This window comes from Geobacter sp. FeAm09, assembly GCF_008330225.1.
Lineage (GTDB): Bacteria > Desulfobacterota > Desulfuromonadia > Geobacterales > Pseudopelobacteraceae > Oryzomonas.
The window spans coordinates 2123952-2142848 of sequence record NZ_CP042466.1 but is presented as its reverse complement, the minus strand read 5'-3'; the positions used below and the strand labels follow the sequence as shown (position 1 = coordinate 2142848).

Below are 18897 nucleotides of genomic sequence, written 5' to 3'. Positions count from 1 at the left end.
CTTTCGCTGATTAATGCCCCATGCCGCCCCCCTCCTGGTGTGAGGTCCGTTTCAGGAGGAACAGCAGGGGGATGATGGCCAGAAAGGTCAGGCCGATAATGAAGAAAATGCGGTTGAAGGCCAGGGCGCCGGCCTGCCGGCGCAAGGCCCCGTACATCATGCCCAGGGCGGTCTTGTCGGCCTGGCTCCCGACGATGCCCTTGGCCGCCAGGGCGTGCTTCAGCCCCTCGAAACGCATCTGCCAGGCCGGGTTGTAGGGAGATATATGGGCGACCAGGCTATTCTGGTAGAACTGTTCCAGGCGCGCCAGGAGGGTGGTGGCCATGGCGATGCCGACGCTGCCGCCGATGTTGCGCAACAGATTGAACATGCCGGTGGCGTTGCCCATCTCAGGCTTGGGGATGGTGGCCAGGGTAACGGTGGTCAGGGGCACGAAGATCATGGCCAGGCCGAAACCCAAAACGATGCGCGGCCAGGTATAGTTCCAGAATGCCCCTTGCAGGTTGAGCCCCTGCATGATGAACATGGAGGCGGCGCCGATGAGCAGGCCGAAGAAGACGATCTTGCGGCCGTCGCGCTTGGCCATGGCTGCGCCCACAAAGGGCATGGTCAGGAGGGTGGCCACACCGCCGGGGGCCATGACCATGCCGGCGTCGGTGGCCGAATACCCCATGAGGGTCTGCAGGAAGAGCGGGATCAGCATGATGGAGCTGTACAGGCAGAAGCCGACCACGAACATGATGAAGTTGCCGGCCGAAAAAGAGACGTTCTTGAACAGGCGCAGGTTGATGATGGGGTGCTCGTGGGTCAGTTCCACCCAGACCAGCGCTATGAGCGAGATGACGGTGATCACGCTGAAGGTGATGATGAACCGCGAGCTGAACCAGTCATCCTGCTGCCCCTTGTCCAGTACCACCTGGAGCGACCCCATGCTGACGGTGAGCAGGAACAGCCCCCAGTAGTCGATGGAAATCCGTTCCCTGCCGCGCTTGAGATAGGCGGGGTCGAAGATGAAGAAGGCGCACATGATGAAGGCGATGATGCCCACCGGCAGATTGATGTAGAAGATCCAGCGCCAGTTGAGGTTGTCGGTGATCCAGCCTCCCAGCGCCGGGCCGACGATCGGTCCGGTCATGGCCCCGATGCCGAAGATGGCCATGGCCATGCCCCGCTGGTGCGGCGGGAAGGTCTCCATCATGATGGCCTGGCTGATGGGAATCAGTGCGCCTCCGGCGGCGCCCTGAAGTACCCGGAAGAAGATCAGCGAGGCCAGGTTGGGGGCCGAGCCGCACAGGAGGGAGGCCAGGGTGAACAGGGCGATGCAGGTCATCAGAAAACGCTTTCGCCCGAAGACCCGCGCCAGCCAGCCGGTCATGGGGAGCACCACGGCGTTGCTGACCAGATAGGAGGTCAGCACCCAGGTGACCTCGTCGGTGCCGGCGTTGAGGCTCCCCTGCATGTGGGGCAGGGCCACGTTGGCCACCGAGGTGTCGATGATCTCCATGATGGTGGGGAGCATCACCGTGATGGTGATCAGCCACTTATTGATGTTTTTGTCTTCGGATGTGGACATGGCGCCTTGGGGCAGAACGATCGCGGATCGTCCCTGCAATTCTAATTAAACGGATTCAGATCCTTGAGGATGTCGGCGGTGCTCCGTCCCACCAGTACCGTGGGGATGACGCTCATGCCCACCCGCAGCAGGTGTTCCGGGTCCGAGCTGTTGTCGATGGTAATCTTCACCGGAACCCGCTGGACGACCTTGACGTAGTTGCCGGTGGCGTTCTCCGGGGGAGCAGGGAAAACGCCGCACCGGTGCCGGCCATGATGCTGTCCACGCTGCCGCTGAAGGTCCGTCCCGGATAGGTGTCCACCGTGAACTCCACCTTCTGGCCGGGTTTGATATAGGTCAACTGGCTTTCCTTGTAGTTGGCCGTAATCCAGGCGTCCTGCAACGGCACGAGCGCCATCAGCGACTGCCCCGCCTGGATGTTGGTGCCCGGCTCGATGGACTTGCGCGTTATGTAGCCATCCCGGGGTGCAAAGACCTTGGTATAGGAGAGCTGAAGTTTTGCCTCATCCATTTGCGCCTTGCGTTGGGCTATCCGCGCCTTGTTGCCGTCCCGGTTGGACAGCCCCGCCTCGGCCTGGGCGCGTTTGAGGGCCTCGGCAGCCTCCTTCAGTCGTGAGTCGGCGACCCGCTTGGCGGTTCTGAGGCGGTCGAGCTGTTCCCGGGGGATCACTTCGCGGCTGAAGAGCGCCTCGCCGCGGTTTGCGTCCAGGACCGCCTGATCATAAGTGGCCCGTGCCGCCTGGAGGTTCGCCCGTGCCCCCTCCACCTTCTGGTATTCCCCGCCGGTTTCGTTTTTCGCCATGCCGACCCCCGCCTCGGTCTGGGCGACCTTCACCCGGTAGTCGCGGTCGTCGAGTTCCACCAGCAGGTCCCCCTGCTTGACCAACTGGTTGTCGTTCACCAGCACGCGGGCCACGGTGCCGGACACCTTGGCGGAAACCGGCACGATGCGGGCCTCGATGAATGCGTTGTCGGTCTCGATGTGGGTCTTGCTCTTGACCAGCCATTTGAACCCGAACCATCCTCCGGCGATGAAGATGATCAGGAGGATGATAAACGCCTTGCGGCGCTTGGTGGCGCCCTGTCTGCCCCCCTCCGGCTCCGGTGCCGCCGTGCCGGACGGGGACGGGGTGGCCCTGGTCGCGGTTTCTTCTGTCGGTGCTGCGTTCGTATCGTCTGCCATTACTTCCTCCGCTGGCGTGATTGGTTACAGTTCCCCGGCGGCGCGCTTCAAGCGGGCCTGGGAAACCTGGTAGTCGTACAGTGCACTGTAGTAGTCGGTCTTGGCCTGGGTGACCAGGGTCTGGGCGTCCAGCACCTCCGTTGCCGTGCCGACCCGTTCCCGGTACCGCTCCCGGTTGATGCGCAGGTTCTCCTCGCTCTGGCGGATGGCGGTCTGGGCCACGCCGATCCGTTCCCTGGCCACGTTGACATCGTTGCGGGAGGTGTCGATCTCCAGGCGCACCTGGGTCTCCGCCTGGCGCAGGGCATCCTGGCTTCTGGAACGGTTGCGCACGGCCCTTTCGATGGCTGCGGTTGAGGCAAAGCCGTCGAACAGGTTGACCTTGATGCCGATGGTGGCCGCCATGATGGCCTGTTCCAGAGCCTTGTCGTTTTGCACGTAGTTGAGGGCGGCCTGGGTGTAGAGTTCCGGGTAGAAGGCGGTCTTGCTTTCGCGCACCTCCAGATCGCCGGCTTCCACGCCGAGGCGCAGGGCCTGGATATCGTGGCGCCGGGAGAGTGCGTCGCTCTCGTTCACCGATGCCGTCGCGCCGTTTGGAAGAGTGATGCCCTCATCTAGTTCCGCGCGAAACCCGGGTTGGGAACCGGTCAGAAAATTGAGCTGCAGCCAGTTGTTCTCCCTATTGTTCTTCATGGTCAGAAGCTTTTGCTTGGTTGCAGCCAGGCGCACCTCGGCCTGCAGCACATCGTTGCGCGTAACGACCCCTTCCTCGAACAGCGCCTGGGACACGCGACGGTGTTCTTCCACCTGGGTTACCTCGTCCTCTGCCGCTGAGATCAGCTTGCCGGTTTCAAGGATGGAAAAATAGGTCTCGATCACCTGCAAGGCCACGTCCGTGCGCCGGGCCTCAAAGGATTGGGTGGAGGAGTCGGCGAGGACCGCGGTCATCCGCTGCCGGGCGTTCCGGCGGCCGAAATCGTAGATGGTGTAGGTGGCGGAGAGGCCGGCGGTGGCGTAGTCCGCCTGTTGGGTCTCGGCTTTCGTGCCGGCGATTTTCGCGCCTTGGGCGGCTTGCTGCATGGTATAGCCGGCCTGGGCGTCAACGCGGGGATAGTTGGCCGCCGTTGACTGACGAATATCCTGTTCGGCTATGCGGGGAGCCCAGGCCGCCGCTTTCAGGGTGGGATTGTGTTGTCTGGCCCGCTCCAGGCATTCCTGCAGCGTGAGCTGAGCGGCCCAGGACACGGTGCCGGTCAGAAGGATGCCGCTTGTGACGATGCTAAAAAGAAGGTTTCTCATATATCCTCGTTTCTCCGCGAAGGATCTCCAGTATGCGACCGAGTTCGGCAATTTCCTTATTATTCAGGCCGCTGGTGAGTTTTGCCAGGGCCTTTTTCGAACATTCCCGCAATTGGGGTTCCAGGGCTCTCCCCCGGGGGGTGAGCCTGATCTGGTACGCCCGCCGGTCGTGGGGATGGGGGTGCCGCTCCACCAGGCCGAATTTTTCCAACCGGTCGATCAGCCCCCCAGCGTGGTACGATCGACCTGGCTTTTCTCGGACAATTCCACCTGGGTCAATCCGTCCTGTTGCCAGAGAAAGGCCAGAAGAGCGTACTGGGGAGGCGTCAGGTCGAACGTGTCCAACTCTTCCCTGAACAGGGCAAAGGCCCGTTGGTAGGCCTTTGCCAGCAGAAAACCGATACTTTTCTCCACATCGTGCATGGCGTGGCAATCCTTCATTAAACGATGATATATCATCATTATACATATAATCAGTATGCTGTCAATGGGGCGGCTATATGAACGGCGTACCGGCATGTTGTAAGAAATTGTTTGAATTTATATGGAATCATGCAATAAATATAAGATCATGCAAAACGACATGATATTCCCCGGCGCAACGGCTGCCGGTTTAAGGGAACCATCACTGACATGTTGCTGCCCCTGGACCCCGAACATCCCCAGCCCCACCAGGTCGCCCGTGTTGTGGACTGCCTGAAAAAGGGCGGTATTATTGCCTATCCCACCGATACGACCTACGGCATCGGCTGCTCCATCTTCAACAAAAAGGGGATCGAGCGCATCTACCTCATGAAGGGGCGCGAGCGGCGCAAACCGTTTTCGTTCATCTGCTCAAGCCTGTCCGAGGTAGCCCACTATGCCAAGGTCGATAATAATGCCTTCAAGATCCTGAAACGTTACCTCCCCGGTCCCTATACCTTTGTGCTGGAAGCCACCCGCGATGTGCCCGACCTGCTCTTGACCCGCCAGAAAACGGCTGGCATCAGGATTCCGGACAACCGCATCTGCCTGGACCTGGTGCTGGCGCTGGGAAACCCGATCATCACCACCAGCGCCAACCTTTCCGGTGAGGACCCGGTCGGCGACCCGCGCATCATTGAAGACACCTTCGGCCATCAGCTCGATTTCGTCATCGACGGCGGTCTCCTCACCACCGATGTCAGTTCGGTGGTGGCATTGACCGGAACCGTCCCCGAGGTGCTGAGGGCCGGCGTGGGCGACGTGTCGTGGTGTGTCTGATTAACTGAAAAGGGACTCCGTTCATGCGTAAACGTACCGTTCGAAACGGCCTGCGCCTTATTCTGGCCGCCCTTCTGCTGATCGTTCTGGCCAGTTTCTATCACGTGGGCATAGCCGATCTGTTTTCCCTGTCGGACACGGCAGAGATGCGCCTATACCGTTTGGGTATCTTCTGGGCCGCGGCCTTCGGCGGTTACGGCGTGGTCCTGGCCGCCTTCGGCTTGGTGCTGTCGGCGGAACCCCGTGATGCCCAGGTGCGCATTTTGCCGATCTTCTTCATGATCCTGGCTGCGGTGGCGCTCTTTTTCTATCTGCTGGCGTCATCTTTCAACGGGCCGCCCCGGCCGGAGCGCCTGCAGCCGGGCGACACGATTACGATCTGACAGAGGTGCGGTTCATGGTCCTTGGCAAGGCAACCGTCCCGGCGCACCGTTCCCGGACAGGGGAAGGGGAGTTGGCATCGTTGGTGGAAATCGGCACGGCCCTGACCGGAAGCCTTGCGCTTCGCGATGCCCTGGCGGCAATCCTGAAACAGGCTGATCGCCTGATCGGGCCGAGGGCCTGGGCGCTGTTGCTCATGGACGAGTCTTCCGGCGGGCTGGTCGTTGAGGTGGCCGCTCCGTCCCTGGCCGAAGATCATAACGGTGCCAGGCTGGAACCGGGGGAGGGCATCGGCGGTTGGGTCGCCTTGCACGGCAGGCCGCTGCTTGTGCCGGATGTGCAGAAAGACGGGCGGTTTGCCGCCCATATGGACGCCCGTATGCCCTTTGCCGTCCGCTCGGTTGCCTGTGTGCCGCTCATGATCAAGGAGCGGATCATCGGGGTCGTCGAACTGAGCAACAGCTATGACGAACCTCCCTTCAACGACGCCGATGTGACGATCTGCTCGGCCATTGCCGATTTTGCCGCCATAGCCCTGGAAAACGCCCGCAACTACGACCGGATCAACGAGCTCGTCATCACCGACGACCTGACCGGACTGTACAACTCCCGTTATTTCGAACAGCTTCTCGACACCGAGATCGAACGGGCCTCCCGTTACGGCACGTGCCTGTCCCTCGTGTTTCTCGATCTGGACCACCTGAAGAGCGTCAACGACGCCCACGGCCATTTGGTCGGGAGCCGGATGCTGAGCGAGTTCGGCAGGCTGATCGGCGACAATATCCGTTCCAGCGACATGGCTGCCCGCTTCGGCGGCGACGAATACGCCGTTGTGCTGCCCCATACCAGCCGGGAGCAGGCGTTGGCCATGGCGGCCAAACTGCTCGATCTCATGCGCGCTGCTGGTTTCCATGCCGATGACGGCCAGCCAGTCCGGCTCACGGCCAGCTTTGGCGTGGCCAGCTTCCCACAGGACGCCCGGACCAGGGTGGAACTGATCCGGGCCGCCGATATGGCCATGTATGACGCGAAACGGGCAGGGAGGGGCACCATCAGGTCTTTTGTCCACACGCCCGCTCCCTTGTAATTGCACACAAAACAGATCGGTTTTCTTTGCGCAAATCAAGTTGACTTACCTGCGAGGTAATTGTAACGTTTGTTCATAATCACGGCATCCCAGGAGGAAACCATGGAAAACAGAACACCCGCCATTGAAACATTAGCGCTCCATGCCGGCCAGTCGCCCGACTCTGCTACCCTTTCCCGCGCGGTCCCCATCTACCAGACCTCGTCCTATGTTTTCAAGAATTCCGAGCACGCGGCCAACCTGTTCGGCCTGAAGGAGCCCGGCAATATCTACACCCGTTTGATGAACCCCACCACCGACGTGCTGGAACAGCGCCTGGCCGCCATGGAAGGCGGCGTCGGGGCGTTGGCGGTCGCCTCGGGCCAGGCCGCCATCACCTATGCCGTGCTCAATATCACCCAGGCCGGCCAGAACATCGTCTCCACCAATTATCTGTACGGCGGCACCTATAACCTCTTTCACTACACCCTGCCCAAGCTCGGCATCACGGTGAAGTTCGTGGATTCTTCGGACCCCGAGAACGTGCGCCGCGCCATCGACGAAAACACCCGCCTGGTCTACAGCGAATCGGTGGGCAACCCCAAGAACAACGTTGACGACTTCGAGGCCATCGGCGCCATCGCCCATGCGGCCGGAATCCCGTTCATCGTCGACAATACGGTGACGACGCCGCTTCTGTTCAAGCCGCTGGAGCATGGGGCCGACATCGTGGTCTACTCCCTTACCAAGTTTATCGGCGGTCACGGTACCAGCATCGGCGGGGCCGTGGTGGACGGCGGGAAGTTCCCCTGGGACAGCGGCCGGTTCCCGGAATTCACCGAGCCGGACCCCTCCTATCATGGCCTGAAATACTGGGAGGCCCTGGGCAATCTCTCCTATATCCTCAAGATGCGGGTTACGCTGCTGCGCGACATGGGGGCCTGCCTCTCCCCCTTCAACGCATTCCAGTTCCTGCAGGGGCTCGAAACGCTCCACGTCCGCATGCCGCGCCACGTGGAAAACGCCCGCGCCGTGGCCGTCTGGCTGGAGCAGAGCCCGCTCGTCGCCTGGGTCAACTACCCCGGCCTGGCCAGCCACAAGGACCACGCCCGTGCCCGCAAGTACCTGCCCAAAGGTGAAGGGGCCATCATCGGTTTCGGCATCAAGGGGGGCCTGGAGGCTGGCAAGAAGTTCATCGACAACGTCAAGCTGCTCTCGCACCTGGCCAATATCGGCGACGCCAAATCGCTGGTCATCCACCCGGCCTCCACCACGCATCAGCAACTCTCCGAGGAGGAGCAGGCGGCGTCCGGCGTCACGGCGGACTTCATCAGGCTTTCCATCGGTCTGGAGAACATCGACGACATCATCGCCGACATCCAGCAGGCCCTGGAGGCGTCCCAGCGGTAACGGGAGCCGGTTCGGCGATAAATGCGGTAAAAGGGCAACTCTCCGGGGTTGCCCTTTTTGCAGGTATATCGGGCCGCGGCGGTCGGAGCGGGACGCAACCCGTGGCTGTAGACGGTCTCCCTTGTGATCGTCATCATTTTTGTGTAATATATAAAAGTTTAAAGCAGTCCATCCCGCATTCAGGAGTCTGATTCATGTATAAACTCACGATCCGCACGAGCTTCGCCGCAGCCCATAACCTGATCAACTACCAGGGGGACTGCGAGAATCTGCACGGCCACAACTGGAAGGTGGAAGTGACCGTGACCGCCAGGGAACTCGACAAGGCCGGGCTGGGTATCGACTTCAAGGTGCTCAAGCGCGAGGCGGGCGTTGTCATTAACGAACTGGACCATAAGTACCTCAACGAAAACCCGGCCTTTCACGACGTATCCCCCTCCTCGGAGCATATCTCGCGCTACCTGTACCAGCGCCTCTCCGAGCGTCTCAACAACGATGTCATCACCGTGGACTCCGTGACCGTCTGGGAGTCGGACAACGCCTCTGCCTGCTATTATGAGTAATCCGGCTCGCGTCAGCGAGATATTCTCCTCGATCCAGGGGGAGGGGTATCTGGCCGGTCGGCGCCAGATCTTCATCCGCCTGGATGAGTGCAACCTGGATTGCCGCTACTGCGATACGGTGTACGAAAGCGGCGCTTCCTGCCAGGTGGAAACCGCGCCCGGCTCGGGGGTCTTGCACGCGCTTCCCCAACCGCCTGGCGCGGACGCACTCGTCAGGCTGGTCGGGGAGTGGTGTCACCGTCTGCCGGGCGCCCATCACTCGATCAGCGTCACCGGCGGGGAACCGCTGCTCCAGGCCGAAACCCTGGGGGAGTGGCTGCCGGAACTGCGCCGCATCCTGCCGATCCATCTGGAGACCAACGGCACCCTGCACGCCGAGTTGGGGCGGGTCATCGACAGTATCGACTACATCAGCATGGATATGAAGCTCCCTTCCACCGCAGGCTGCGGCCGGGAACTCTGGGAGGCGCATCGCCGGTTCCTGGAGGTTGCCGTCCAGCGGCAGGTCTCGGTCAAGGTGGTCATCGGCCAGGATACGCCGTTGGACGAAATCGGTCGGGTCTGCGCCATCATGACTGCGGTGGAACCCACGACCCCCCTGTTTCTCCAACCCCTGTCCAATCCCGCCGGCGGGGTTGACGTCACGGCCGCCCAGATCCTGCGTTTGCAGGAAACGGCGGCGGCGCTGCTCCCCGATGTGCGGGTGATCCCGCAGATGCACAAGATGCTGGGGGCGCTGTGATCATTGAAGAGATGACCATGACCGAGTTCGAGGCCGGCCTGGCGCTGACCCGGACCGTGCTGATACCCTTCGGCTCGGTGGAGGAGCACGGCAGCCATCTCCCGCTCTCCACCGATACCCTTGAGGCCTATGAGGTCTGCAAGAAGGCCTCCCGGATAACGCCGCTGTTCGTGGCCCCTCCGGTTCACTACGGCAATTGCCGCTCCACGGCGCGGCATCCCGGCACCATCTCCATTTCGACCCAGACCCTGGGGGCGCTGTTTCAGGATATCGTCACGGCATTGCGGGGGCAGGGGCTGCGCCGCTTCGTGGCCCTGACGGGGCATGCCGGCGGTGCGCACCGCATGGCGCTCCAGGATGCGGGCGAGGCGCTGATCGCCCGTTTCGAGGACATCTCGGTGGCGGTGGTGAGCGAGTTCGACCTGGCCGGGAATGAGGGACGGGACATCATCGAAACGCCGGGCGACTCCCATGCGGGTGAAATCGAGACTTCCCGCATCCTCCACACCCACCCCCATCTGGTCAAGGGGCGTGCACCCCGCGAGTTTCCCCGTTTCCCCAACGGTATCCTGGTACGCGACAAGCGCCGCTACTGGCCCGGCGGCGTGTGGGGCGACCCGGGCAAGGCCTCGGCGGAAAAGGGGGCCCGGTTGGAGGAGTTGCTGGTGCGAAAGCTGGTCGAACTGGTGCGGGAGATGAAAAAGGATCATGATGAATAGCGAACAGGCCATGAGGGAATACGAACTGGGCGGCGGCATAACGGCCCGGCTCAGGGATGTTACCCGCCACTATTTCGGCGGTTATTTTCATGTGCGCATCGAGGTCAGCGCCGAGATCCCCCTTTCCGCCACCCCCTTCTCCGGCCCCGAAGAGTATCAGGCCGCGCTCCGGCTCCTGGGGGGGCAGATCCATTTCCGCCGCATCCTGGAAAAGATGGCGGTGCCCGAGGGCGACGTGACGGCCGTACGCCAGGGCCTGCTGGAGGCATTCGACGCCAATGTGCTTCCCTATCTTTCCCGTCCCGATTTTCCCGGACGCTTCATGCGCAGCGAATATGTCAAGCGCCTGAAGTCGCCGGCCCGTCGGTAGACCCGCATGACGTCACCGGTTGCGATTATCGACAGCCTCGCCTTTGGCGGCAACGGGGTATGCCGCATCGACGGCAAGGTCTGCTTTGTCCCTCTGAGCTGTCCCGGCGATGAGGTCCGCCTGGCGGTCACAGCAGAGAAACGCTCGTACCTGACGGCCCGAATTGTCGAGCTTGTCACCCCGTCACCCCTGCGGGTTCCCCCTCCCTGTCCGTTATTCGGCACGTGCGGTGGCTGCAGTTGGCAGCATATCGCCTATTCCCACCAGCTTGCGGCAAAGCGGAGCATCCACGCCGAGACCCTGTGGCGGGGCGGCCGGGTGCCCGGAGAACGGGTAGGGGAGGCCGTAGCCTCGCCCCGGGAATACGGCTACCGCAACCGGGTCCAGTTCAAGCTGCACGCCGCCCCGGACGGGCTGAAGATCGGTTTTTTCCGCAATGCCAGCCATTTTGTGGAGGATGCCGCCCAGGGGTGTCCCATCGCCGCGCCGGCCATCAACGAGGCCCTGTCCAACCTGCGGAGCGTCCTGGCGTCGTTTGCCGAGCCGGCCGCCATCCCCCAGATCAACATCGAATGCGGCGATGACGAAGCGGTCGCAACGATCAATTACATCGGAAACGACCATGATGCCGTTGCCCGCTTCTTCCAGGGGTGTTTTCATGAACTGGCCCCCCTGACCGGCATCTTCCTGCAGAGTGGCCGCAAATCCACCCTCAGGAAGATCTGCGGAGACGGCTATCTCGCTTATTCCATGCCGGCCACCGCTCCGGACTCCCCGCCGGCCACGCTCACCTTCCGGCCGGGTGGATTCTCCCAGGTGAATGGTAGCCAGAACCGCGCCATTTTGGAGATTGTCCGGCGTATGGCGGCGTTTCGCGGCCATGAGCACCTGCTCGACCTCTACTGCGGCAACGGCAATTTTTCCTTGCCCCTGGCCGGTTGCGTGGCGGGCATAACCGGGTTGGAGGGGTACGGGGATTCCATCTCGGCGGCCCGGGACAACTGCCGCTTGAATGGCGTATCCAATGCGGAATACCTCTGCACCGATGCCGCCGAGGGGGTCGCGCGGCTTGCCGCAGCGGGGCGGCGATTCGACACGGTGATCCTGGACCCGCCCCGTACCGGAGCGGCAGAAGCCATGACGGGGCTCAGCGGCCTGAAGCCGGACACGATCATCTATATATCCTGCGATTCCAGCACCCTGGCCCGGGACTGCGGCCTTCTGGCGCGGCAGGGGTATCACGTGGCGGAGAGTGTCCCGCTCGATATGTTTCCCCAGACATTCCATTTGGAAAGCGTGACCCTGCTTCACAGGGAACAATCGGAGGTGGCGGCGTGAATATCCTGAAAAAACTGTTTTCCAAGAATCCTGCCGACATGGTGGCGCGTGGCGACCGGTTCCTGAAGGAACACCATTATTTCGAGGCCCGTTGCGCCTATGAGGATGCCCGGCGGCTCCTTTCCGGTTCGAACGGCGCACAGGGGGCGGAGGCGCTGCTGGCTGTCTGTGAAGAGCGGATCGGCAGCGCCAATCATGCGTTGGCCGGGTTGAATATCAGCGAGGCGGAATCCGCCTTGAGCCGGGGGCTGCCGGATAAGGCGCTCGAGCACCTGGAGCTGGCAAAATCGCTGACTGACGATGCCGTACTACGGGAAAAGGCGGAAGAGTTGGCTGCCCTCTGTTGCGGAAACGACGCTGAACAGAGAGAAAGCGCTTCCGTAAGTGGGTGTTCTTCGTGCAGTTCCTGTGCTCCGGAAGAATACGTAACAAGCGATTTTAGCGACGTAAATATGCCGTTAATGGAATATTATGATCTGTTGATCCAGCAGCTTCCGCGTGAAATGTATGGACGGTATTCCGATTTGGGAGAGGAATTTGCATCGATGTACGTGATTGCCAGCGGGAACCGGCATGGCGACGCTTTAAAGCAACTTGAAGCGTGGTATACTGGTTCAGATCACGATATTTACTGCTACGAAAAGGGCATGATCCAGTTTCGGCTTGGCGACGTCACGACGGCTGAAACCTGTTTTCGTGAGGCAATCGTGACAAATGGCGCTAATTCCCTGGCCCATTTGGGATTGGCCCTGCTGTTGATCGAAGGACAACGGCTTCATGAGGCGGGACAGCAGCTTGAGGCCATGATGGCGGCCGGGATATTGGCGGAACAGTCCCGGATGCTGCGCGCGGATGTCCATGTTCTTGCCGGTGACACTGACCGGGCAATCGATATGTATAGCGGGCTTCTGGCTACTCCGGCGGCCCGTATGGCGGCCGAGAGGCTCCGCGATGTTCTGATGCAGTGCGGCCGCAGCAATGACGCAGCATATATCGTAAGGCGATATCTCGGGGGGTGTGGTCACTGAGGTCGCCGTTACGTTACTTACAACGGCCTGAAGTGGCACAAATCCGGAGGTATGAGCAGACATGAACAAATCCGAGCTTATTGAGCAGTTGGCGATCAGGAAGGACATCTCCAACAAACGGGCTGAAGAGATCGTTAATCTTATTTTCAACTCCATGACCGAAGCCATGGTGGAAGGCGAACGCATCGAGATTCGCGGGCTGGGCAGCTTTGTCATCAAGAGTTACGACACCTACACCGGGAGAAACCCCAAAACAGGCGAGCAGATAACGGTTAGCCCCAAAAAGCTCCCCTTCTTCAAGGTCGGCAAGGAGTTGAAGGAGCGGGTGCTCGGTTAGGCCTGAAAAACCTCCCAACAGCAAGCTTCATGGTGTTTTGCAGATTCAATGCGATGTGATGTCCCCCCTCGCCTCCCACGGGCGAGAGGGGCGTTTGTCGGCTGCCGCCATGAGCTCTCACCTCTGGTTGAATATCATTTGATCGTTAATTCAGTGCGTTGTACTTGGTGGTTCCCGGAGCACGGTGTCGGACGTGACACGGCGCGGGAACAATTAGCTGTGCTTTTTGCAGGGGCTCTGGTATAGTTTTCAGCCAGGAGCCCGCGTCTTTTCGCGCTCAATTTGTGCGGAAACCGCACGCTGAATGGAAACGATCAATAACCGGGCATGCCGCTTCAGGCAGAGTTTCCCGGAACTAATGAATTATGGAGCAGTACCGATATGCCTCTCAGTCTGATTGAGGGCGCCTTGGGTGGGATCGGCCTTTTTTTGCTCGGTATGCGTCTGATGTCGGACGGCATCCGGACCGTGGCCGATGCCCGCATCAGGGACGTCTTTACCACGCTTACCTCCAACCGCTTCTATTCCATGCTGTTCGGCATGGCCGCCGCCTTGGCGGTTAATTCCGGCAGCGCTGCGGTGATCTTCACCATGGGCCTCGTCAACGGCGGCGTCCTGAATACCTTTCAGGCGCTGAGTGTTTTGGGGGGAGTCCTCATCGGCGCCTCGCTGCCGCTGCACATCCACATCATCCCCTACAGCCTGATTTCCACTCCGCTCATCTTTTCCGGCGTCGTGCTCAAATTCTTTGCCCGCAAGCGCCGCTATGCCAACGCCGGTGACCTCATCCTGGGAGTCGGCCTGCTCTTTCTGGGGCTGACCCTCCTGGAGGGGAGCTATCGCCCCTTTGACCATCACCCCTTCTACACCACCTTCAACGAGTTGTTTTTCCACCAGCCGATCCTGGCAACCCTCTTCGGGGCGCTGGTATCGTTCCTCGTGCAGTCGGCCCGCTCTTCGGTAACGGTCGTGGCCTCACTGTCGTCGGGGTATCAGATCGATCCCGTAACCGCCTCGCGCATGGTGTTGGGAGGCCTGATCGGTGTAGCGGCCATGGGGGCCCTGGCATCGGTCGGGGGGAATTCCGTGACCCGCAGGGTCGCCACGACCTACCTGTTTTTTGCCTTCTCGGTGGCCCTGCTGCTCGTGCCCCTGGCTTCGCTCATGCTGGAGGCCGCCCAGCGCCTGCCGTTCGCCGAATGGTCGGGCGCCTGTAGCGCGGGGCAACCGCTTTTCTGCCAACTGTCATGGGTGCATACGGTTTCCAGCTTTCTGGTGGCGTGTATCCTGATAGCCATCAGCGCTCCCCTGGCCCGCATGCTCGGCGGCTCATCCGCAATCACCGGCAGTGGGGCGGTCGCGTCCCAGCCGTGTGCCGGATACCTGGACGAGCGCATCCTCAATACCCCCCCCTGGCCATGGAACAGGTCCGCAAGGAAATCGTCCGCATGATGTCGGTGACGGCGTTCATGTACGCCGATATGCACGAAGTCCTCTCCGATTTCGACGCCCGCAGGGCGGATACCATTCGGCAGCATGAGCAGGTGCTCGATTCGCTCAATCACGAGATCACCACGTTCCTTGCCGCCCTGGCCCGAATCGCGGACAGCCCCGAGATCAGCTACGACATCCCCGGGCTTTTTCAGACGGTCAGCGACCTGGAGCATGTGGGGGACCGTTGCGAAAACATCCTGAAGGGCATTGTCGGCAAAAAAGAGGCAGGCGTCGTTTTCTCGGAAGATGCGATGGACGACCTGAAGCGGCTTGCCCAGGTCGTGGCCGGCGCCATCGGCGATACCGAACAGATGATCCGGCACGGTTTCATCCGGGACGGTTTCGATCTGGCGGCGGCAAAGGGAGCGGCCCGCGTCGCCTTCGACACCGCACGGCAGAACCATTTCGAGCGGATGAGCAACGGCACCTGCCCGCCGCGGGCCGCCAAGCTGTTCAATGAGATGACGTCGGACTTCGAGGGGATTGCCCGGTTATGCTGGAACATCATCGCCTGCCAGGAGAGGAGACGCTGATGGACACCAGGATTGCGGCCATAGATTTCGGCACCAACACCGCCCGGCTGCTCGTGGCGGAGCCTCGGGACGACGGTTTTGAACATGTGCGTCTCGAACGGCAGGTCGTCCGCATGGGCGGCGGCTTCACTCGCGAGGAAGGGCTCTCCGGGGACGCCCAACGCCGGGGTCTGGACTGCCTGCAACGTTTTGCCGGCATCATCGGCGAGCTGAACGTCTCCCAGGTCCGCGCCGTCGCAACCAGCGCCGTGCGGGATGCGGCCAACGGTCCGGCATTCGTGGAACAGGTCCGCTGCAGGACCGGCATCGAGCTTCGGGTTATCGACGGCATCCATGAGGGGGAGTTGACCCTGGCCGGCGTTCTGGCCGGACTTGACCGGCGTGAGGAGGAACTCCTGGTCTTCGATGTGGGCGGCGGCAGCACCGAATATACCCTTGCCCGGGGCGGCCGCGCCCGGTTCGTCCGCAGCCTGCCCATGGGAGTGGTCAGGCTCACCGAGGGAAAGGTGACGCCACAGGCGGTCTCGGAAAAGATCGGTCGGGAACTGGACCTGCTCCAGCAGGAGATGGCAACGGCCCACGACAGGCCGGCGCCCGGCGCGACCCTGGTGGGCACCGCCGGCACCGCGACCACCCTGGCGGCCATCGCCATGGGAATGCGGGACTACGACTACCGCAAGGTCAACAACGCCACCATCTCCCGGCAGCAGATCGAGGCCATTTACGCCCGCCTGCTCCCCATGGCCCCGGAGGAACGGTTGACCATACCCGGCCTGGAGAAGGGGAGGGAAGACCTGATCATCGCCGGGATTCTCATCACCCTGCACACCATGGAGCGGTTCGGGTTCGACACCATGAAGGTGAGCGACTACGGGCTGCTGGAGGGACTGGTGGTTGCGGGTGGCGTCGTCGGCTTTTGAGCCGATGCCCGCTCGGCCAGTTCGCGGGCCTTTGCCCGGGAAGCCTCGGCCCGGGAGCCGTCCCCCAATTGGCTGAACAGGTCCGCCAGCGCAGACTGGGCCACCCCGGCCGCCCCGAACCTGCCGGCGTTGTAGTGAACATCAGAGGCCCGCTCCAGGTAGCGGGCCGTTTTGTTGTGGTCCCCGGCTGCGCGGGCCGTGGCTGCCAACTCCTCCAGATCCGCGGCGATTTTGGCGCTGGCGCCGATCTGCTTGTCGATCCCCAGCGCTTCCTTCAATAACTGCTCCGCCCCGTCCGGATCGTTGCCGTGCCGGGCGAGGATTCCCAACATCCGCAGGGAATTGGCCCGTTCCTCCCGGTTGTTGTCCCCACGATTCTCCTCCAAAGCCCTTTTCACCGTCTGACCGGCCTTGAGCCACTCCCCCTGCGCCAGGAAGATGCGCCCCACCAGGTTGAGCCGCCTCCCCAGGGATGTCCCCGTTTCCGCCGCTGCGGCCCGCTGTGCCCAGGTCAGTGCGGTTGCCGGATCGCCGCCGGCCAGGCAGATAAGCGCCTTCTCGTGGGCCGCCTCGCTGTAGAGGTTGCCCTGGGAGGTGAGTAGCGCCAGCGCTGCATCGATGGCGGCTGCGGCGGCGGCAAGGTCGTTGTGCAAGCGGCTCAGCCGGGCCAGGTTGATGAGTTCCACCGCTTTCGCCGGGGTGTCCTCGATGGACGAACTGATGGTGAGCGCCTCCCTGAACAGCCTGTCGGCCTCGGCAGCCTCTCCCTTCTGTTCGGCACGGATGGCCCGCTTGAGGAGCGTGTCGGCCCGGGATTGGGCCTCGGAGCGCACCACCTTGGTGCCGCCGCCAAAGCAGCCCGCCAGGAAGAGGAGGGCCAGCAGAACGGCCAGTCGCTGCCGGGGTGTGTGCCAGCTATTCATAGCTGTCCCCCCTGATGAACAGCTGATTGCCCGCCGGCGGGGACGAATCCCGCAAGAGCCAGGTATTCTGGAGGGAATTGAGCAGCTTGTCGGTGCTGAACATGACGTCTTCGGCCTGGGAGAGCAGGCCGGGCAGCTTGGTGCGGGTGTCCCGGGAGATCTGCGCCACGTTGCCCAGGGTGGCGTCGGCCTTGTCCAGGAGCGGCGGCAATTTTCTGTCCAGCGTATCGATGGCGTTATTCACCTTGTCCAGGGTCGGTGCCAGGTCGATGCTCTCGATTTTCCGGTTGGTGGTGTCGAGCACGCTGCTGGCCTGTCCGGCAATGCGGTCCATGTTGCCGTTGGCCGATACGAGCAGCCGGTCGGCATTCCGGCGGGTCCCCTCCAGGTTGCGGGTCAGTAGCTCCAGGTTGCGAATGGTTTTCTTGAGATCGCCGTTGGGGTCGTTGACATAGCCGATGATGTCCCGCACCTCGATCAGGACCGGCTTGACCTTGTCGGCAATCTCGTCGGCCAACTCGTCCAGCGCCTTGGTTTTCACGTAGCTGATGGCCTCGTTGTTCTTCAGTTCCGGCTTGTCGAGGGAGCCGACCGAAACCTCGACGATGGTGTCGCCCACCAACCCTTCCTTGACCTGCTTGACGATGGAGTCGCTGCGGATCCAGGTCCGGTACTTGCTGTCGATCTCGATGGCGATATCCACCATGGCCTGGTCGTTGAGGGCGATGGAGGTGACCCGGCCGATCCTGAACCCGGAGAGTTTGACCGGCATCCCCTTGGTGAAGCCGGTGCCCCGGTCCACGGTAAAATGCAGGCTGTATTTTTTGGAGAAGAAATCCTTCTGCAGGCCGAACAAGACAATGGCCACGGCAATGCCGGCCAGGGCAAGCGCTATGAAGATGCCGATCTTTCGTTCGAGATGTTTGAACCTGGGATCTTGTTCGCGTATCATGGCTCGGCGCTGTTCCTCACTGGAGCGAAATGATGTCGTCGACCGGCACGTCCCGGGCCACGTCCGGCGAGGCGGCCAGACAGATCGACGTCATGCCGGGTGAACTGCGGTGAAATTCCGTTGTGATGGCACCCCATTGGGCGCGTACCGCCCCCGTCAGGTCGTCGAAGCAGTTGGCGTAGACCATGACCTGCGGCGAGCACAGGGCGGCCCGGATAAAGGCCGCCATGCGCTTTTCGTGGGGCGTCAAGTGGGCGGGCAGGGCCATGATGTTGCCGCGGTAGCCGAACATCTCCAAATAGCGCAGGGCCGTTTCTTCCGCTTCCGGCGGGACGTTCCCCCGGGTGTAGAGCAGGGGCAGCGTCATATTCTCCCAGAGCTTCAGGTTTGAAACCAGACCGCCTTTTTGCGGGACAATGCCGATGCGCTGCCGCATCCGGTAGATCTGTGCCGACGACAGCCCGGCCAGGTCCTGGCCATCCACATGCACCGAACCGTGGACAGGATGGGACAGGCCGGTAATGAGCCGCACCAGCATGTGCCCTTCATCCCCCCGCGGGGTGACCACCAGGGCCGAACGCCCTCCCTGGATCTGGAGCGAAACCTTTTCCGGGAGGCCAGCGCAGGCAACGTTTCTGAATTCCACACTCCACGACATGTTCTACATACTAGCGACAAATAGGACGATGTCAATTCCTAAGCGCCCCGGATGGCCCCGATTGCCGCCCCTCTTTACGTCTGTTTTCATGATAGGAAAACAATTTTTGCAAGTTCCGCCGATTGCAAACGAATTGCATTCCCGGCGCTCTTTTAGTATAGTTCAC

Annotated in this window: 23 protein-coding genes; 14 read left to right on the top strand and 9 right to left on the bottom strand. The window is 61.7% G+C overall.

The window, feature by feature from the left end:
- Window positions 1-10 precede the first annotated feature (10 nt).
- From FO488_RS10105 to FO488_RS19985, 6 genes are read right to left on the bottom strand one after another with little or no spacing between them, the layout of a single operon-like run.
- The gene (locus FO488_RS10105) at window positions 11-1573 is read right to left on the bottom strand and encodes a DHA2 family efflux MFS transporter permease subunit (protein ID WP_149210454.1); all 1563 of its coding nucleotides are present in this window, start codon (window positions 1571-1573) and stop codon (window positions 11-13) included.
- Between the two features lie 41 nt (window positions 1574-1614).
- Window positions 1615-1743 carry a hypothetical protein gene (locus FO488_RS20435; RefSeq protein WP_304598737.1) on the bottom strand — a complete coding sequence of 43 codons (129 nt, stop codon included), beginning with the start codon at window positions 1741-1743 and terminating at the stop codon, window positions 1615-1617.
- Window positions 1740-2756 (bottom strand): HlyD family secretion protein, encoded by a 1017-nt coding sequence (locus FO488_RS10100; protein WP_304598736.1) that lies wholly within the window; start codon window positions 2754-2756, stop codon window positions 1740-1742. Before FO488_RS10100 ends, FO488_RS20435 begins: the two co-directional genes overlap by 4 nt.
- 24 nt (window positions 2757-2780) lie before the next feature.
- A complete protein-coding gene (locus FO488_RS10095) occupies window positions 2781-4055 on the bottom strand; it encodes a TolC family protein (protein ID WP_149210453.1) in 1275 nt (424 codons plus the stop codon).
- Window positions 4036-4266, bottom strand: coding sequence for a MarR family winged helix-turn-helix transcriptional regulator (locus FO488_RS20430; protein WP_304598735.1), 231 nt, complete (start codon window positions 4264-4266; stop codon window positions 4036-4038). The genes FO488_RS10095 and FO488_RS20430 overlap by 20 nt, the downstream gene beginning before the upstream one ends.
- A gap of 8 nt (window positions 4267-4274) precedes the next feature.
- Window positions 4275-4517 (bottom strand): MarR family winged helix-turn-helix transcriptional regulator, encoded by a 243-nt coding sequence (locus FO488_RS19985; RefSeq protein ID WP_240731849.1) that lies wholly within the window; start codon window positions 4515-4517, stop codon window positions 4275-4277.
- Window positions 4518-4688: 171 nt separating this feature from the next.
- Here FO488_RS19985 and FO488_RS10085 point away from each other — a divergent pair, with 171 nt between their 5' ends.
- From FO488_RS10085 to FO488_RS10020, 14 genes are all read left to right on the top strand, one after another.
- The gene (locus FO488_RS10085) at window positions 4689-5297 is read left to right on the top strand and encodes an L-threonylcarbamoyladenylate synthase (RefSeq protein ID WP_149210452.1); all 609 of its coding nucleotides are present in this window, start codon (window positions 4689-4691) and stop codon (window positions 5295-5297) included.
- Between the two features lie 23 nt (window positions 5298-5320).
- A complete protein-coding gene (locus FO488_RS10080; protein ID WP_149210451.1) occupies window positions 5321-5680 on the top strand; it encodes a hypothetical protein in 360 nt (119 codons plus the stop codon).
- Window positions 5681-5694: 14 nt separating this feature from the next.
- Window positions 5695-6765: a diguanylate cyclase gene (locus FO488_RS10075; protein ID WP_149210450.1), complete on the top strand. Its 1071-nt coding sequence runs from the start codon at window positions 5695-5697 to the stop codon at window positions 6763-6765.
- Between the two features lie 102 nt (window positions 6766-6867).
- Window positions 6868-8154, top strand: coding sequence for a homocysteine synthase (locus tag FO488_RS10070; RefSeq protein WP_149210449.1), 1287 nt, complete (start codon window positions 6868-6870; stop codon window positions 8152-8154).
- Between the two features lie 194 nt (window positions 8155-8348).
- On the top strand, window positions 8349-8717 hold the full coding sequence (gene queD, locus FO488_RS10065; protein WP_149210448.1) for a 6-carboxytetrahydropterin synthase QueD: 369 nt from the start codon (window positions 8349-8351) through the stop codon (window positions 8715-8717).
- The gene (locus tag FO488_RS10060) at window positions 8710-9459 is read left to right on the top strand and encodes a 7-carboxy-7-deazaguanine synthase QueE (RefSeq protein WP_149210447.1); all 750 of its coding nucleotides are present in this window, start codon (window positions 8710-8712) and stop codon (window positions 9457-9459) included. Before queD ends, FO488_RS10060 begins: the two co-directional genes overlap by 8 nt.
- A complete protein-coding gene (locus FO488_RS10055) occupies window positions 9456-10178 on the top strand; it encodes a creatininase family protein (RefSeq protein WP_149210446.1) in 723 nt (240 codons plus the stop codon). Before FO488_RS10060 ends, FO488_RS10055 begins: the two co-directional genes overlap by 4 nt.
- Window positions 10168-10548, top strand: a complete 381-nt coding sequence (locus FO488_RS10050; protein WP_149210445.1) for a hypothetical protein — start codon at window positions 10168-10170, stop codon at window positions 10546-10548. Before FO488_RS10055 ends, FO488_RS10050 begins: the two co-directional genes overlap by 11 nt.
- A 6-nt stretch (window positions 10549-10554) precedes the next feature.
- Window positions 10555-11886 carry a class I SAM-dependent RNA methyltransferase gene (locus FO488_RS10045; RefSeq protein WP_149210444.1) on the top strand — a complete coding sequence of 444 codons (1332 nt, stop codon included), beginning with the start codon at window positions 10555-10557 and terminating at the stop codon, window positions 11884-11886.
- A complete protein-coding gene (locus FO488_RS10040; RefSeq protein ID WP_149210443.1) occupies window positions 11883-12914 on the top strand; it encodes a lipopolysaccharide assembly protein LapB in 1032 nt (343 codons plus the stop codon). The genes FO488_RS10045 and FO488_RS10040 overlap by 4 nt, the downstream gene beginning before the upstream one ends.
- A 61-nt stretch (window positions 12915-12975) precedes the next feature.
- Window positions 12976-13251 (top strand): HU family DNA-binding protein, encoded by a 276-nt coding sequence (locus FO488_RS10035; protein ID WP_149210442.1) that lies wholly within the window; start codon window positions 12976-12978, stop codon window positions 13249-13251.
- A gap of 327 nt (window positions 13252-13578) precedes the next feature.
- Window positions 13579-14703, top strand: a complete 1125-nt coding sequence (locus FO488_RS10030) for a Na/Pi symporter (protein WP_149210441.1) — start codon at window positions 13579-13581, stop codon at window positions 14701-14703.
- Window positions 14670-15278, top strand: coding sequence for a Na/Pi cotransporter family protein (locus FO488_RS10025; RefSeq protein WP_205743252.1), 609 nt, complete (start codon window positions 14670-14672; stop codon window positions 15276-15278). Before FO488_RS10030 ends, FO488_RS10025 begins: the two co-directional genes overlap by 34 nt.
- Entirely contained in the window at window positions 15278-16198 is a 921-nt protein-coding gene (locus tag FO488_RS10020) for an exopolyphosphatase (RefSeq protein ID WP_149210439.1), read from the top strand. The genes FO488_RS10025 and FO488_RS10020 overlap by 1 nt, the downstream gene beginning before the upstream one ends.
- On the opposite strand, the gene FO488_RS10015 is transcribed toward FO488_RS10020, so the two are convergent.
- From FO488_RS10015 to FO488_RS10005, 3 genes are read right to left on the bottom strand one after another with little or no spacing between them, the layout of a single operon-like run.
- A complete protein-coding gene (locus FO488_RS10015) occupies window positions 16147-17121 on the bottom strand; it encodes a lipopolysaccharide assembly protein LapB (RefSeq protein WP_149210438.1) in 975 nt (324 codons plus the stop codon). The genes FO488_RS10020 and FO488_RS10015 overlap by 52 nt on opposite strands.
- The gene (locus FO488_RS10010; RefSeq protein WP_149210437.1) at window positions 17114-18073 is read right to left on the bottom strand and encodes an MlaD family protein; all 960 of its coding nucleotides are present in this window, start codon (window positions 18071-18073) and stop codon (window positions 17114-17116) included. Before FO488_RS10010 ends, FO488_RS10015 begins: the two co-directional genes overlap by 8 nt.
- Window positions 18074-18089: 16 nt before the next feature.
- A complete protein-coding gene (locus tag FO488_RS10005; RefSeq protein ID WP_149210436.1) occupies window positions 18090-18731 on the bottom strand; it encodes an ATP-binding cassette domain-containing protein in 642 nt (213 codons plus the stop codon).
- Window positions 18732-18897 lie beyond the last annotated feature (166 nt).

What these genes read in the sequence shown, in the direction of transcription:
- FO488_RS10105 (WP_149210454.1), bottom strand. Translation starts at nt 1,573, where the DNA reads ATGTCCACATCCGAAGACAAAAACATCAATAAGTGGCTGATCACCATC.
- FO488_RS10100 (WP_304598736.1), bottom strand. Translation starts at nt 2,756, where the DNA reads ATGGCAGACGATACGAACGCAGCACCGACAGAAGAAACCGCGACCAGG.
- FO488_RS10095 (WP_149210453.1), bottom strand. Translation starts at nt 4,055, where the DNA reads ATGAGAAACCTTCTTTTTAGCATCGTCACAAGCGGCATCCTTCTGACC.
- FO488_RS19985 (WP_240731849.1), bottom strand. Translation starts at nt 4,517, where the DNA reads ATGATGATATATCATCGTTTAATGAAGGATTGCCACGCCATGCACGAT.
- FO488_RS10085 (WP_149210452.1), top strand. Translation starts at nt 4,689, where the DNA reads ATGTTGCTGCCCCTGGACCCCGAACATCCCCAGCCCCACCAGGTCGCC.
- FO488_RS10080 (WP_149210451.1), top strand. Translation starts at nt 5,321, where the DNA reads ATGCGTAAACGTACCGTTCGAAACGGCCTGCGCCTTATTCTGGCCGCC.
- FO488_RS10075 (WP_149210450.1), top strand. Translation starts at nt 5,695, where the DNA reads ATGGTCCTTGGCAAGGCAACCGTCCCGGCGCACCGTTCCCGGACAGGG.
- FO488_RS10070 (WP_149210449.1), top strand. Translation starts at nt 6,868, where the DNA reads ATGGAAAACAGAACACCCGCCATTGAAACATTAGCGCTCCATGCCGGC.
- queD (WP_149210448.1), top strand. Translation starts at nt 8,349, where the DNA reads ATGTATAAACTCACGATCCGCACGAGCTTCGCCGCAGCCCATAACCTG.
- FO488_RS10060 (WP_149210447.1), top strand. Translation starts at nt 8,710, where the DNA reads ATGAGTAATCCGGCTCGCGTCAGCGAGATATTCTCCTCGATCCAGGGG.
- FO488_RS10050 (WP_149210445.1), top strand. Translation starts at nt 10,168, where the DNA reads ATGATGAATAGCGAACAGGCCATGAGGGAATACGAACTGGGCGGCGGC.
- FO488_RS10045 (WP_149210444.1), top strand. Translation starts at nt 10,555, where the DNA reads ATGACGTCACCGGTTGCGATTATCGACAGCCTCGCCTTTGGCGGCAAC.
- FO488_RS10035 (WP_149210442.1), top strand. Translation starts at nt 12,976, where the DNA reads ATGAACAAATCCGAGCTTATTGAGCAGTTGGCGATCAGGAAGGACATC.
- FO488_RS10030 (WP_149210441.1), top strand. Translation starts at nt 13,579, where the DNA reads ATGCCGCTTCAGGCAGAGTTTCCCGGAACTAATGAATTATGGAGCAGT.
- FO488_RS10025 (WP_205743252.1), top strand. Translation starts at nt 14,670, where the DNA reads ATGGAACAGGTCCGCAAGGAAATCGTCCGCATGATGTCGGTGACGGCG.
- FO488_RS10020 (WP_149210439.1), top strand. Translation starts at nt 15,278, where the DNA reads ATGGACACCAGGATTGCGGCCATAGATTTCGGCACCAACACCGCCCGG.
- FO488_RS10015 (WP_149210438.1), bottom strand. Translation starts at nt 17,121, where the DNA reads ATGAATAGCTGGCACACACCCCGGCAGCGACTGGCCGTTCTGCTGGCC.
- FO488_RS10010 (WP_149210437.1), bottom strand. Translation starts at nt 18,073, where the DNA reads ATGATACGCGAACAAGATCCCAGGTTCAAACATCTCGAACGAAAGATC.
- FO488_RS10005 (WP_149210436.1), bottom strand. Translation starts at nt 18,731, where the DNA reads ATGTCGTGGAGTGTGGAATTCAGAAACGTTGCCTGCGCTGGCCTCCCG.